Source organism: Pseudomonas sp. R37(2017) (assembly GCF_002113375.1).
In the GTDB taxonomy this organism is placed as follows: Bacteria; Pseudomonadota; Gammaproteobacteria; order Pseudomonadales; family Pseudomonadaceae; genus Aquipseudomonas.
On sequence record NZ_NEHO01000015.1, the window covers coordinates 51346 to 64146 of the forward strand.

The 12801-nt window shown below is 58.4% G+C and carries 12 protein-coding genes; 3 read left to right on the plus strand and 9 right to left on the minus strand.

Going from position 1 to position 12801, the window contains the following annotated elements; genetic code table 11:
• Window positions 1-141 precede the first annotated feature (141 nt).
• Window positions 142-324, minus strand: a complete 183-nt coding sequence (locus CAG47_RS21360) for a DUF6026 family protein (RefSeq protein ID WP_085727111.1) — start codon at window positions 322-324, stop codon at window positions 142-144.
• 249 nt (window positions 325-573) lie between these two features.
• Here CAG47_RS21360 and gnd point away from each other — a divergent pair, with 249 nt between their 5' ends.
• Entirely contained in the window at window positions 574-1578 is a 1005-nt protein-coding gene (gnd, locus tag CAG47_RS21365) for a phosphogluconate dehydrogenase (NAD(+)-dependent, decarboxylating) (RefSeq protein WP_371917234.1), read from the plus strand.
• Window positions 1575-3089, plus strand: a complete 1515-nt coding sequence (gene zwf, locus CAG47_RS21370; protein WP_085727115.1) for a glucose-6-phosphate dehydrogenase — start codon at window positions 1575-1577, stop codon at window positions 3087-3089. Before gnd ends, zwf begins: the two co-directional genes overlap by 4 nt.
• Window positions 3090-3285: 196 nt before the next feature.
• Here the strand turns inward: zwf and nhaB are convergent, their stop codons facing one another.
• The 3 genes from nhaB to CAG47_RS21385 all read right to left on the minus strand — a co-directional run bounded on the left by nhaB (window position 3286) and on the right by CAG47_RS21385 (window position 6705).
• Window positions 3286-4788: a sodium/proton antiporter NhaB gene (gene nhaB, locus CAG47_RS21375; RefSeq protein WP_085727117.1), complete on the minus strand. Its 1503-nt coding sequence runs from the start codon at window positions 4786-4788 to the stop codon at window positions 3286-3288.
• A 75-nt stretch (window positions 4789-4863) separates the two neighbouring features.
• Window positions 4864-6153, minus strand: coding sequence for a hypothetical protein (locus CAG47_RS21380; protein WP_085727120.1), 1290 nt, complete (start codon window positions 6151-6153; stop codon window positions 4864-4866).
• A gap of 285 nt (window positions 6154-6438) precedes the next feature.
• Window positions 6439-6705 (minus strand): hypothetical protein, encoded by a 267-nt coding sequence (locus CAG47_RS21385; protein ID WP_007970062.1) that lies wholly within the window; start codon window positions 6703-6705, stop codon window positions 6439-6441.
• 342 nt (window positions 6706-7047) lie between these two features.
• Here CAG47_RS21385 and CAG47_RS21390 point away from each other — a divergent pair, with 342 nt between their 5' ends.
• A complete protein-coding gene (locus CAG47_RS21390; protein ID WP_085727121.1) occupies window positions 7048-8373 on the plus strand; it encodes a sigma-54 dependent transcriptional regulator in 1326 nt (441 codons plus the stop codon).
• A gap of 58 nt (window positions 8374-8431) precedes the next feature.
• Here the strand turns inward: CAG47_RS21390 and CAG47_RS21395 are convergent, their stop codons facing one another.
• The 5 genes from CAG47_RS21395 to CAG47_RS21415 all read right to left on the minus strand — a co-directional run bounded on the left by CAG47_RS21395 (window position 8432) and on the right by CAG47_RS21415 (window position 12800).
• On the minus strand, window positions 8432-9745 hold the full coding sequence (locus CAG47_RS21395; protein ID WP_085727123.1) for a hypothetical protein: 1314 nt from the start codon (window positions 9743-9745) through the stop codon (window positions 8432-8434).
• Window positions 9746-9791: 46 nt separating this feature from the next.
• Entirely contained in the window at window positions 9792-10535 is a 744-nt protein-coding gene (locus CAG47_RS21400; protein WP_085727125.1) for a hypothetical protein, read from the minus strand.
• A gap of 44 nt (window positions 10536-10579) precedes the next feature.
• Window positions 10580-11260, minus strand: coding sequence for a C39 family peptidase (locus tag CAG47_RS21405; protein WP_085727127.1), 681 nt, complete (start codon window positions 11258-11260; stop codon window positions 10580-10582).
• A 42-nt stretch (window positions 11261-11302) separates the two neighbouring features.
• A complete protein-coding gene (locus CAG47_RS21410) occupies window positions 11303-12157 on the minus strand; it encodes a heme utilization protein (protein WP_085727129.1) in 855 nt (284 codons plus the stop codon).
• 64 nt (window positions 12158-12221) lie between these two features.
• Window positions 12222-12800, minus strand: a complete 579-nt coding sequence (locus CAG47_RS21415) for an adhesin (protein ID WP_085727131.1) — start codon at window positions 12798-12800, stop codon at window positions 12222-12224.
• Window position 12801: the final 1 nt, after the last annotated feature.

Genomic DNA, 12801 nt, shown 5'->3' on the forward strand with positions numbered 1-12801 from the left:
AACGATGGCCGCGCGGAATCGGGCGACCTGAACAGGTAATTGTCGTGAAACAATTGTGAAAAATTTGTGAGTTGCCGGAGCCGGCAGGGCGTGAGCCGGTGCGGAAGCAGCGCAGGCTGCTCCCGCTTGAAGGGGGGAGAATCAGGCGAGCGGGGCGCGCTGTGTCACAGTCAGGGGGTGGGTCTGTCCGGCTTGCAGCAGCATGCGTAACTGTGCCAGTTCCTGTTTCAATTGATCGCGTTCGTCCTTCAACTGACGCAATTCATCGCGACGGATAGTGACGTAAAGGGTTTGTGCTGGCAGTGCGGTGTGTACTGTGCCCATTGCTCACCTCGCAAATGGCGTGTCTCAACTGTAGAACCGCCTCGAAATCAACGGCTGATCTACTATCGGCGCCAATCTTGATTTCTTTTGCTCCAGAATGGAACTTTTTTATTTTTCATTGTCGTTGTGTCTTCGGTTTGATTCCCGACGTTATCCATCAGGATCGGGCACAATGCCCGGAAACTTCACGCCAACGCTCTGGACTAACCTCATGAGTCCCGTTGGGCTATAACCTTTGACACACATTTTATTTGTAGTAGGGAGCATCAGCACATGCAACTCGGGATTATTGGACTGGGCCGCATGGGCGGCAATATTGCACGGCGCCTGATGCTCAACGGGCACACCACCGTTGTTTATGACCGCAATACCGCCTTTGTCGAAGCCCTGGCCGCAGAGGGTTCCACCGGCGTCACCGATCTGCCGGCGCTGGTCGCTGGCCTGGCGAAGCCTCGTGCGGTGTGGGTCATGCTGCCAGCTGGCGCGCCGACCGAAGAAACCATCGACACCCTGAGCACCTTGCTCGAAGCCGGCGATACCATCATCGACGGCGGCAACACCTTCTATAAGGACGATATTCGCCGGGCCAGGACCCTGGCGGAAAAGGGTCTGCATTACATCGACGTCGGTACGTCCGGCGGCGTCTGGGGCCTGGAACGTGGCTACTGCATGATGATCGGCGGCGATACCGAGACCGTCAGGCGTCTTGACCCGCTGTTCGCAACCCTGGCCCCGGGCCTGGGCGACATCCCGCGCACCAAGGACCGCAAGTCCGACGACGATCGTGCCGAGCGTGGCTACATCCACGCCGGTCCTGCCGGCGCCGGGCATTTCGTGAAGATGATCCACAACGGCATCGAGTACGGAATGATGCAGGCCTTTGCCGAAGGCTTCGACATCCTGCAAACCAAAAACAGCGAGAGCCTGCCGCCAGAGCAGCGTTTTGACCTGAACGTCGCCGACATCGCCGAAGTCTGGCGTCGTGGCAGCGTGGTGTCCTCGTGGCTGCTCGACCTGACGGCCGATGCTTTGGCCAGCGATCCGAAGCTCGACGGATTCTCCGGGTCGGTGGCTGACAGTGGTGAAGGCCAATGGACCATCGAAGCCGCGATGGAGCAAGCGGTGCCGGTACCGGTGCTGTCGAACTCGCTGTTCTCGCGCTACCGTTCCCGTGGGCAGGGCACTTTTGGCGACAAGATTCTCTCGGCCCAGCGCTTCGGCTTCGGCGGTCATGTGGAGACCGCGAAAAAATGACCCATGTGATCCGCAGGAAGTCCAAGGCTGAGCCCGCGCCCGCGACGACGCTGTTTCTGTTTGGCGCCCATGGTGACCTGGTCAAGCGGCTGTTGGTGCCGGCGCTGTATAACCTCAAGCGCAACGGCCTGCTCGGGGATGGACTGCGGATCATCGGCGTTGACCACAACGCCATCAGCGATGAAGGCTTTGCGCAAAAGCTCGAAGACTTCATTCGAAACGAGATGGCTGGCAAGGGTGACCACACCCTTGACCCAGCGGTCTGGTCGAAACTGGCCAAAGGCATCAGCTATGTCCAGGGTGATTTCCTGGACGACAGCACCTATCAAAAGCTGGCGGCGAAAATCGCCGACAGCGGAACCGGCAATGCGGTGTTCTACCTGGCCACCGCGCCGCGTTTCTTCAGTGAAGTGGCACGCCGTCTGGGTGCCGCCGGCTTGCTGGAAGAAACCCCCGAGGCGTTCAGGAGGGTGGTGATCGAAAAGCCCTTCGGCTCCGACCTGCAAACGGCCGAGGCCTTGAATGCCTGCCTGCTCAAGGTGATGACGGAAAAACAGATCTACCGGATCGATCACTATCTGGGCAAGGAAACGGTACAGAACATTCTGGTTAGCCGTTTTTCCAACAGCCTGTTCGAAGCGTTCTGGAACAATCACTACATCGACCACGTGCAGATCACCGCCGCCGAAACCGTCGGGGTGGAAACCCGTGGCAGTTTTTATGAGCACACCGGCGCGTTGCGGGACATGGTGCCCAATCACCTGTTCCAGCTGCTGGCGATGGTGGCGATGGAGCCTCCCGCCGCGTTTGGCGCCGATGCGGTGCGCGGGGAGAAAGCCAAGGTCATCGGCGCGATCAGGCCCTGGACGGTCGAGGAGGCCCGCGCCAACTCGGTGCGCGGTCAATACGCCGCGGGTCAAATCGACGGCAAGGCACTGCCGGGCTATCGCCAGGAAGACAGGGTCGCACCCGACAGCAAAACCGAAACCTATGTGGCCCTCAAGGTCATGATCGACAACTGGCGTTGGGTCGGGGTGCCGTTCTACCTGCGTACCGGCAAGCGCATGAGTGTGCGTGACACCGAGATCGTCATCTGTTTCAAGCCGGCGCCCTATGCGCAGTTCCGCGATACCGAGGTCGACGAATTGCAGCCGACCTATCTGCGGATTCAGATCCAGCCGAACGAAGGCATGTGGTTCGACCTGTTGGCCAAGCGCCCTGGTCAGGCCCTGAAGATGGATAACATCGAATTGGGGTTTGCCTACAAGGACTTCTTCGAGATGCAGCCGTCCACCGGCTACGAGACCCTGATCTATGATTGCCTGACGGGCGACCAGACGCTGTTCCAGCGCGCTGACAACATCGAAAACGGTTGGCGCGCCGTACAGCCGTTCCTGGATGCCTGGCAGCAGGATTCCAGCGTGCAGAGCTATTTCGCCGGGGAAAACGGCCCCAAGGCCGGCGAAGAGCTGCTCACCCGTGACGGCCGCGTCTGGCACCGTCTTGGATGAACGAATCCTCCCTCTCCAACAACGCATAAACCTTGTGGGAGCGAGCTTTTGTGGCGAGGGGGCTTGCTCCCGTTGGGCTGCGAAGCAGCCGCAATTTCATCGTACGGGGAGTACCTGATACACCGCTGTTGCAGGTTTTGGGGCCGCTGCGCAGCCCAACGGGAGCAAGCTCCCTCGCCACAAAGGGGCGGCGGTGTCAGAGCCAGTAACTCACCGCATACCACCCCAGCACACCCATCACCACGGTGTATGGCAGCGCCATCCAGACCATCCGCCCGTAAGACAGACGCACCAGCGGCGCGATCGCGGAGGTCAGCAAGAACAGAAATGCCGCCTGGCCGTTGGGTGTCGCCACGCTTGGCAGGTTGGTGCCGGTGTTGATCGCAATGGCCAGCGTCTCGAAATGCTCCCGGGTCATCTCGCCCGCCAGGAATGCGCGCTTCACTTCGGTGATGTAAATGGTTGCCACGAACACGTTGTCGCTAATGGCGGACAGCAGGCCGTTGGCAATGAACAGCATGCCTGGCTGTCGATCCGCCGGCAGCGTCAGCACCCAGCGGATCAGTGGCGCGAACAGTTGCTGATCGTGAATCACCGCGACCACGGCGAAAAACACCACCAGCAATGCGGTAAACGGCATGGCGTCCTTGAATGCGGTGCCGAGTCGGTGTTCATCGGTGATGCCGGTAAACGCGGTGATCAACACGATCACCATCAAGCCGATCAAGCCCACTTCGGCAATGTGGAACGCCAGCCCGACAATCAGAATCAATGCAGCGACGCCTTGCACAAGAAGCGCGGCACGCTGGCGAGTGCTCCGTTCGGCATCGTCTTCGGCGGCGTAGTTGGCCAGTACCGCGCGGACGTTATCCGGCAGCAGCGTGCCGTATCCGAACCCGCGCAGTTTTTCCAGCAGGACGCAGGTGAGCAGCCCGGCAACCAGTACCGGCAGGGATACCGGCGCAACCTGGGTAAAGAACTCGGAGAAGTGCCAGCCCATTTCATGGCCGATCAGCAGGTTCTGCGGTTCGCCGACCAGTGTGCAGACACCGCCCAATGCGGTGCCCACGGCACCGTGCATCAGCAGGCTGCGCAGAAAGGCGCGGAACTGTTCGAGATCGCCCTGATGCAGGGTCGGCAGATGTTTGTCGTCGCTGTACTCGCTGTCCTGGCGCGGATCGTTACCCGAGGCGACGCGGTGATACACCGAGTAGAAGCCGACGGCGGCACTGATAATCACCGCCGTCACGGTCAAGGCATCGAGGAACGCCGACAGAAAGGCCGACAAAAAGCAGAACATCAGCGCCAGCAGGGCCTTGGAGCGAACCCCGAGCAGCAGGCGCGAAAACAGGTACAACAGCAAGTCCTTCATGAAATAGATCCCGGCCACCATGAACATCAGCAGCAGGATCACCGGGAAGTTGTGTTGCAACTCGTCGTACAGCGCCTGGGGCGTGGTCATCTTCAGCAGCAGGGCTTCAATCAACAACAGGCCGCCGGGCATCAGCGGATAACACTTGAGCGCCATGGCCAGGGTAAAGATGAACTCCAATACCAGCAGCCAGCCAGCGGCCACAGGGCCCAGTGTCCACAGCACCAGGGCATTGAGAATCAGAAAGCCGACGATGCAGGCCTTGTACCAGCGGGGCGAGTTCCCGAGAAAGTTGTGCGCGAACGCCTGGGCCATTGAACCGGACATCGGCTGCTCCTTGTTTTAAGAAGCGCGCAACTTGCCGTAAGCGGGCGAGAAGATCAAGCGCGGGGATGCAACGGTTCAGCCCAGATATCGCGCGACAATTGCCTTGTAATTCCCTTGCAGCGAATAGCCGCCTACGACGATGTTTCCATCGGTCTGCGCCGCGACACAGGTGGCCGTATCCAGGCTGGGGCCGAGGCGGCTACGCGTAAACCCGCAGCCTGTGCCGAAACGGCAATCGAGATGGCCGTCGGCCAGGTACCGCCCGACAATGAAGTCTGCCTCAACGCCGCCGATGGTTGCGCCCGCCATGAGCACACGGCCATCGGGCTGCAGATGCGCGGCATTCCACTGGCAGCCACTGTGGCCTATAGACAGGCGTTGTGGCTTGCCGCCGTTGCAGTGCTTGTCGGGGCGACCGTTGCTGTGCATTTTGTAGGTCAGGCAATGCATCGGTTCGTGGCTGCTGCCCACACACAGGATATCGCCATTGAGTTGCTGGACCACTTGACGGACCTGAGCACCAAGCCCTTGCGCCTTGAAGGTCATGAACCCATCCACGGCAAAACTGTCGTCGAGGCGGCCATCAGCCAGGTAGCGTGCCAGCAAGCCTTCCTCGGGGAAGTTGATCGATCCACCCACCAGAATCCGACCGTCGCGTTGTACCGTCAGGCTGCTGAGCCAGGTGTTCGTCAATAGGTGTCTGACCACGACAAAACCGCGGTCATTGAACGAACAGTCCAGTGAGCCTTCGACATCCAGTCGTATCAACAGGCCGACGTGATCGGCCAGTTCGTAGTGATGATTGGCCAGGATCAGGATCCGGCCGTCTTGTTGTATGTCCACATCGCAGGCTTCCGCGCCTGGCACACCGGGTGGCAGCCAGAGATCGCGTATGCCCAGGGACAGGCCGCCAGGCAAGCGCACGACCCGGCGGCCGTTGTCGCCAAAGCGTTGAACCAGGTGCCCCTCTTGATCGAACAATGCCAGAGCAGGGAGCGTACGATGGGCGTTTTCGTATTGCAGACCGGCCAACAGGATATTGCCGTCGGGCATGACCAGTACCTTGGCGCCCATGGCTTCGAAGCCCGATTCGAATTGCCCGATGACGCTGCCTTGTTTGCCAAACGCGAGGTCTGCCGAACCATCCTCCAGCAAACGGGCCAGGCCGAAGCGGCTGCCTTCGGCCGTGGTGATCTTGGCCGCCACCAGCAAACGGCCCTGGGCATCGATCGCAATGTCGTTGGTCATGCTGTAAAGGCTGTCGGCGAAATACACCTGGGTTTTGCCTTGGGCGGCAAACGTCGTATCGAGCGCGCCAGCAGTTTTCCGGGTGGGAGAGTAGGCAATAGCGGACTGGATTGGCATGAACCGCACCTCCTTGCGAGTCGTCCTGATCCGGAAGTTGGGGTGGCGACTGTGTAGGGAGAATATTCAATCCCTGAATGGGGAGTTGCACAACTGTGATAACTAACGGACGGAGAGTCGCTGTGTGCCACAACAGTGTCTTTTCGAACCAATGGCAAGCCTGCAAAGTATCGGTTGCACAAAAGTTCGAACTAACTGAGAAATGAGTGCAAATGGGCCAGAGCGGGCAGCCCAACTAAAAGCGGGGGGAGGGCGCGGATTACCCCGGAGTAATCCGCAAAACGATTAGTGCGGCATCGACCATGACTGCAGTGTGTAACCTTCCTCGCTCAATTCGGCGCGGGCCTGTTCCAGCAGCAGTTCGAGTTGTGCAGGATCGGAATAAGCGCTGCTTGGGATCTGCTTGCGGCCAATGCTGGTGCTGGTACGGTCGATAACGGTCAGGCTGAGTTCGCCATTGCCGTCTTGTGGAGCCCAGGCCACGCATTTGAATGGTTTAAACGCGCGGTCGGCAATCAGAAGTGCTTCGTTGATACGCAGCGGGGCGTTCATAGGGTCTTCTCTCTGTATGCCCAATCAAGTGACAGGCCGTCGGTTGGGCTTACCGTTCGGCTGGTTACTTGTACTGATGCCCGCAGGCGGGGGTTGGGTCACACATAATCAAAAGAAATTTTCACTTTATTTCATATGCTCAAGAATGAACTGCGCCTTGAAAGCTGAATGAAAGGAAAGGGTCGATAGGTAACTATCAAAAGCGCTTCTTATAACTGGTTTGAAAACAACCCTATAGTCAAACGGTACAAGGACTTGTCAAATTCTTGCTAACGTTACAGTCAGGTCCGCCAAACGACTGTTTTTAATAAATTTTCTTAAATTTGGCGCCAAGGAACAGTCATGAGTGATACGCCTGTTTCACGACGTCTATTAGTGGTGGACCCTTGTGACGATTGTTATCGTCTGCTCCCTGGATTGCGCTCTATCGGTTGGGACGTGGATAGCTGCATGTTGGAGCATGCCGCGGACCGAACCTGTGACGTGGGCTTGTTGCGTTTGCAGCCAGTTCATCTTGAACACCCCGAAGCCGTCAAGGAATTGATCAGCCGCAGTGGCGCCGAGTGGATTGCCGTACTCAATAAGGAAACGCTGCGGCTGCAAAATGTCGGCGACTTTGTCTGTGAATGGTTTTTCGACTTTCATACCTTGCCATTCGATGTGTCCCGGGTTCAGGTAACGCTTGGCCGGGCTTTTGGCATGGTGCGGTTGCGCGGGCAGGGTACGGTCCATGTCGACCAGTCCGAGCATGAATTACTGGGCGACAGCAAACCTATCCGTGAACTGCGAAAACTGTTGAGCAAACTGGCTCCGACCGAATCTGCAGTGTTGATTCGCGGCGAAAGCGGGACTGGCAAAGAGCTGGTCGCGCGCACCCTGCATCGCCAGTCCCTGCGTCACAGCAAACCCTTTATTGCGATCAATTGCGGTGCGATTCCCGAACACTTGATCCAGTCCGAGCTGTTTGGTCATGAGAAAGGCGCATTTACCGGCGCACACCAACGCAAGATCGGACGGATCGAAGCCGCCAACGGTGGCACTCTCTTTCTCGACGAGATCGGCGACCTGCCACTGGAGTTACAGGCCAATCTGTTGCGATTCCTCCAGGAAAAACACATCGAGCGAGTGGGCGGCAGTCAGCCGATTGCGGTAGATGTGCGGATTCTGGCGGCAACGAATGTCGATCTTGAAGCCGCTATCGAGAAGAAACGCTTCCGCGAAGATTTGTATTATCGTCTGAACGTACTGCAGGTGGTGACCGTTCCGCTGCGCGAGCGCCATGGTGACCTGTCGATGCTGGCCAACCACTTCTCTCATTTCTACAGCCGTGAAACCGGTCGTCGCCCACGCAGTTTCAGCGAAGATGCCTTGATAGCCATGGGCAAACACGACTGGCCAGGCAATGTTCGTGAACTGGCCAATCGCGTTCGTCGCGGGCTGGTGTTGGCCGAAGGCCGGCAGATCGAGGCCCGGGATCTGGGGTTGATCAGTCAGCACACCATCACTGCGCCAATGGGCACCCTCGAAGAATACAAGTCCCGGGCCGAACGCCAGGCGTTGTGCGATGTATTGAACCGCCACAGCGATAATCTGAGTGTCGCCGCCAAGGTCTTGGGTGTGTCGCGACCGACCTTCTACCGGTTGCTGCACAAGCACCAGATTCGCTGATTCCCAACCTCGTTCGAAAAGCCCGCTGCGATGAAAGTTGCCGGTTTTTTTGTCTGGATCAGAAGTAGTAAGGGAATTTCAGGCTGAACTGGAAGTCCGGGGCATCGTCCGTCATGCCGATGGACAGGTTGGGGACGATGGTCAGATTGTCGGTGGCCGCAATGGTCATGCCGATGTTGAAGTAACCGGCGTTGGCATCGCTGTTCACCACCGATTGCCAATCTCCGCCATCTTCCTTGAGCTTGCTTTTGCGTTGCACCAGGTCAGAGAACGAGAACGACATACTCATCTTTTCGTTCAAGGCGAACGCAATGCCGGCACCGATCTGGAAACTGTCGCCAATGCGTACCTTGCCCGGTGTCTTGACTGCTGGATTGGAGCTGATGTCGTCGAAAGAGTCTTCCAGGTTATGGGTGTAGGACAGGCTGCCGAACAGCACCGCCGGATCGAACGTCTTGACCAGAGAGATCCCCGGCGTAATCGACCAGACGCCGTTACCGGTTGGCAAGGACTCAGGCACGGCGAGATTGGAGTTGTCGGCCGCCCGAATGAGCTTGATGCCGAACGGGTCTTTGCCTGTCGGTGCCTTGACGCGCAAGGTCACCACGGCATCCGGGGTGGTGGCCGATTCGTCGAGGAATTTGTAGGCGATACCGAAGTTGACGTCGCCAATGGCCGGGTCTTCCTTGACGGTATCTTCGGTCGTGACGTTTGCCGTGCCGTTACTGCCGCCACCGGACTGGTACGTGGATTGACGGTAGACCACCGGCACGTTCAGGTCGAACTGCCAGCGATTGTCGAAGTTGTAGCGACCGGTGAGGTCGAGAGTCCAGGTGTCGGCCTTGATCCGGTCCAGGTTGATGGCACCGAGAAAGATCGAGTCCAGTGCGAGAAAACCGTTGAGGATCAATTGGCGAGTATCGTACCGGGAGTAGGTAATTCCGGTTTCGAAGCTGAACTTGCCACCGCCGAAGAATCCGCTGGCCTCGTCATACAGGTTTGAAACGCTTTGCGCCGGTTGCGAGCCATCGGCCAGAGATTGTCCATAAGAGCTGCCGCTGCCACCGGCAGCGCCACCTGAAGCCGCCGCGGCACCGGTGCCGGTGCCGGTAGCGACGTTTGGATTGCCCTTGAGGTCCGCTGGTGACTTGGCCAGGCGTTTGGGCGGCGGCGCAGCGGACTGGTCTTCGACCTGGCGGACCCGTTGCTCGAGAACCGCCATGGCTTTTTGTTGTACTTCGTATCGTTGTTTCAGCTCCAGTAGCTCTTGTTTGAGTGCCTCCAGTTCCGGGTCAGGAGCTGCCTGCAACGTCGTCGCCGAAAGTAGGGTACTCAAGCATACGACTGCACGCAGTGATACTGATTGGTACATGAAATATGCCGCCCATTTGTGCCCAACGGTCGTAACTCAGCGTAGTTCAATACCCCAAGGTCCGTAATGCCGCGAGTTGGCTCAGATTGCCGTCCGATACACCAGCGCCAGGGCCATTATTGTTGAGCACCACGTTGAGTTGAGTCATGTTGTCGACCACATTGCTGCTGCCCAGCAATCGGGTGTTTTGCAGCAGCCCGCCTCGGGCGACTTGTTGCAGGCTCGAGCCCTGATTGTTGGCGGCGGTGATGGCCACCTGAACCCCACCGCTCGTCTCGGAAACCGCGACACTGCCTGCGGCATTGCTGCCGGTAACGGTTTGACCGGCTATCAGCGCCTGACCCTGGCTCGGCACCAGTGCAGGGGCCGTTCTGGCCTCCTTGACGTTGATGGCGATATTGTTGGTTGAGCTGTTTCCATCGCCTGCGGCCCGCGTAACCTGGGTGATGCCCCGAGAAGTGCTCAGAGCAGCGCCCCCCATCACGTTGCCGCTACCTGACCTGGACACACCGCCATGGCCGGATTGCTTGATGGTTGAAACATAGAACTGGGGTTTGACCGTTGCGGCTTGAAGCTGCATCGAGGTAGAGGCCCCGATCAGATCACCACTGGCATTGCGCCAGGTACTGCTCATGACAACACCGAAGCTGATGATCCGCCCCGGCATCACATACCGGCCACGCAACTCGGCCAGTTCCTGGTCCTTGATTTCGATGGGTTTGAACTCATCAGCAAAACCTGAAGCGTTCGCTGCCAGACAGGCAACGATCACCCAATACGAGGTTTTCATTTGCTGCTCCCGGAGCGTCCTGCCCCCTGTCATCTTATTGGCGATTAAAAGAAGTCGCTCTGTATGAAACCAAAATCCATCAACTCAGCATCTTTGACCGGGTTGAAGTTATCCATCTTGTTCTTGGCAGTCAGCGGTTCCGGAGGACTGCGTAACGCATTGGTCTTGTCGTAACCGGGACCGATGATCGCGAAGATAATGCCATTCCAGCCTTTGACAAAGTCATCATGGGAGTAGCGTTTGTGTCCGAGTACCGGGTCGCCGATGTAGACCCAGTTCTTGTCCGCCCTCTGCAACACCACGAAGTGCTTGTAGCCGCGAATTTCCATCAGTACCACCACCGGAATCGTCACTGCCTCGAGTCTTTCGGGGGGTATCTTGTAGCCCCGGGCGCGCATGCCGATACGCTCTATGTAGCGCTTCATGTCCAGCATGGAAAAACCCTGGGTACGCACAAGGTCCTGGTCTGCGGTGAGCAGCATGCCTTTGATGACGTGCTCCTCATCGACGTCAAGCCAATAAGCCTGGCGCAGTATCGTTGCCAGCGCGGCGGCACCGCAGCTGAAATCGGTCTTTTGTTCGACGATGTCGCTGAACTTGCGCTCACGCAAACTCTGTACGTGCTTGTACACCAGTACGCCGCCTGGCAGGGCGGCAACCGGAATCTGGGCGGCCTGGGTCAGGCCGGACAGGCAGAGCAGGGCGAAAAGGACAGTCTTGCGCATGATCGATAGGCCCTGGGGCTTTCATTGCGATTGCGATCGCGATTACTGGCAAGTCTTGCAGCCAGCGGCGATGGACAGCGAGTTGCTTTGCTGGTTGCCTACGCCGGACGATATGTTCGCTCCGCCGTTGCCCGAGAAGTTGTTCATCGAGCCCGTTATCGAAGCATTGTTGATTACCGGGGGTTTCCAGCTTTCTGGAGTTATCACTTGTTGAGTGGTTACGCCAGCCAGACCGAACACACCCACGGGTACGACATCAGTCGCGGGCTTGCCGTTGTTGGTGACCTTCATCCCGGATGTGCTTTGGTTGGCCGCTGCCGCCGCCAGTGCTACACGGCCGCCCGAAACGGCAATCGCCAGGTTGTTTTTCTGTTGGTTGAAGGCGCCGCTGGTCACGTTGATGCCGATGTTGCCGGACCCGCTGTTGCCGGCGTTGTTCAGGGTCGTGTTGTTGGTGTTGGAGCGGTTCCTGGCGGTATTGCCGCTGCTCCGCTGAGTCGCGCTGGAGGCGGCGACGGCCGTGCCGAAAATAAAGCTTTCGTCAGCAGTGGCAAGGGCGGCGGCGTTGTCTTGTTGGTTGCCGTCACCGGCAGCAACGTTGGCACCCATGTTGCCGTTGGAGTTGTTCAGGGAGGTATCGACCTTGGCGTCGTTTTGGGTGCCCTGGTTCGATACGGAGTTGTGACGGCTGTTCTGCGAGTCCATCACTGCGGCCCCGGCACCTGCTGTAATCTGCAGAATTTGTTCCAGGGTGGGGCCTTCAGGCTGGGGGGGGGTGCCTTGCCCATTTCCCTGACCGTTGCCTTGACCATTATCAAGAGCGCCTGCTTGAGCTGCGAATGCCATCACTGCCGCCAGAGCGAAAGCAAGGGGTTTGAGAGCAGTTGTCGGGTTCATGGTGTTTCTCCGCGCTCATGTGTTGGTCAAGTGTTGGTGCTTCCCTGACTGCAGTTTTTGGGGGTCACTCAGAGACCCGGATGCTCAGGGTGTTAGCCATCCGGTTCCCCACCCCGGCACTTTGGTTTATCTGGATCACTCCGCGGCTGCCGGTGAAGGCCTGGTCGCTTGTCTCGACCTGGCGACTGCCGTTTGGTGTGTCAGTTGCTCCCGAGTTCGGCAGCAACGCCACGTTCTGTTGAGAAAGGGCACTATCGTCGATCGCTTGTGGTGCAGCGCTGATGCTGATGTGCATCGCGTTCGCCATCTGGTTGTTCGCCCCGGCGCCCTGGTTGACACCCAGTACGCCGTTGCCATTACTGAAAGCGTTGCCGCCGATACTGGCCGTTGCGTCAGTCGATGGATTGGCGGTCGTGGTGATTTTTTGCCTGACGCTGGTGGTCGCACCGGCTTGGGTACCAATGGCGATTGCGCGGACGTTGGCCTGCTGTTGTTGATCACCGGCCGCCTGGTTGACGTTGAAGTTGCCGTGGTATTGAGCACCGGAATCCTGGATGGAAGCGGTGTTTACCGAACGGCCGCCCGAGTCGGCCATTGCAGTGGTGCAACCGAGCAGGGCAAACAACAGGAGAGATCGACTCATG